Source organism: Mammaliicoccus sp. G-M28 (assembly GCF_022386595.1).
GTDB lineage: Bacteria > Bacillota > Bacilli > Staphylococcales > Staphylococcaceae > Mammaliicoccus > Mammaliicoccus fleurettii.
Genome location: NZ_JAJNIF010000035.1, coordinates 1 through 1,560, shown reverse-complemented (window position 1 = coordinate 1,560; position 1,560 = coordinate 1). Strand labels below are relative to the sequence as shown.

Below are 1,560 nucleotides of genomic sequence, written 5' to 3'. Positions count from 1 at the left end.
AAACATACTAAGATTAGCTATGAAGAAATCTATGACGATAGATTTTTTCATAGCTATTTTTTATAGTTATAGAGAGAGGTAGACTGTGCGGTCTCTTGGATTTTAAATCCGTAATTTAAACAAGTCAGCTTTACTCTCGCCTTTTGAAATTCGTTTGTAGTATGTTGGGCTCTTGAAGCCGTGTATAGGAAAGTGAAATGAGAAAGGTTCAGTAAGGTTTAACTTCTCAAATCAATTAAGGAGGGTTTTATGTGAATTATCTAGGCATTGATATTAGTAAAAAAACAAGCGTCATCGCCCATTATCACGATGATAAATTCCAAATGGAATTTACAATTCAAAATAATAAAAATGGTTATAATCAATTTCTTAAATATTTAAATAAAATCGACCAATTTCAACTCGTGTTTGAATCTACAGGTATTTATTCAAGAGGAATGGTTCAATTTTGTCGAGTTAATCAAATTAATTATATTGAAATGAATCCTTTAGAAGCAAAATTTAAAACAACTTCTTTAAGGTCTTGGAAAACTGATCAATCTGACGCTCATAAATTAGCCCTTTTAGCACCTTCTTTAAAATCTATGGATAGCTTAAATACAAAACAAGATATTTTCTTTGAATTACGAGAACGTGCTCGATTTCATCTTGAAATCGAAAATGATCAAAATCGTTTAAAAATAATGATTATTGAACTGCTTCATCAAACCTTTCCAGGTCTAGAAAAATTGTTTAAAAACCGTTATTCAATCATTGCCCTTAATATCGCAGAAATCTATTCACACCCAGATTTTGTTCAACAAGAAGATATTGATACCCTAACTTCAAATATTTTTGAGTCCACCGATAAAGGACTATCTACTCAAAAAGCAGAAAATTATGCATTAAAACTATATAAATTAGCACGTGAGAGCTATCCAAATGTCAATCAAACTTCTTTTTTAGTAAAGAAAGTTCAATTGTTAATTCAACAATTAAAAAATTCGATTCAACAATTATCACAGTTAGATAAAGAGATGGTTGAATTATCTCAACAACTCGAATGTTTCGAAGTTATATGTTCAATTCCTGGTATTGGAGAACTAACAGCGGCTATGATTATAGGTGAACTAGGAGATATTACAAAATTTAAATCCAATAAACAATTAAATGCCTATGTCGGTATTGATATCAAAAGATATCAATCTGGTAACACTCAATATAGAGACACTATTAATAAACGTGGAAATAAAAAAGCTCGGAGATTACTGTTTTGGGTCGTGATGAATATCATTAGGGGACAGCGACATTATGATAATCACATTATTGATTATTACTATAAACTAAAAAAGCAGCCTAATGAGAAACCTCATAAGACTGCCGTGGTAGCTTGTATGAATCGTTTATTAAAAACAATCCATTACTTAGTTACTAATAATAGGTTATACGATTATCAAATGTCGCCACATTAAAATAATCATACAATCAAATATATATTAACACCTTATTAAAAAAAATAAAATCATAAGGTCTATTTTAGTATGCCATTTTTTAATACTAGTACTTGACTAATCGTAGGAA

At 29.6% G+C, this 1,560-nt stretch carries 1 protein-coding gene; it reads left to right on the top strand.

The genetic code is table 11. From position 1 onward, the window contains the following. The first annotated feature begins 251 nt into the window (after positions 1 to 251). Complete coding sequence (locus tag LQ609_RS12530) at positions 252 to 1,451, top strand: IS110 family RNA-guided transposase (RefSeq protein WP_239734844.1); 1,200 nt, start codon at positions 252 to 254, stop codon at positions 1,449 to 1,451. The last annotated feature ends 109 nt before the right edge of the window (positions 1,452 to 1,560 follow it).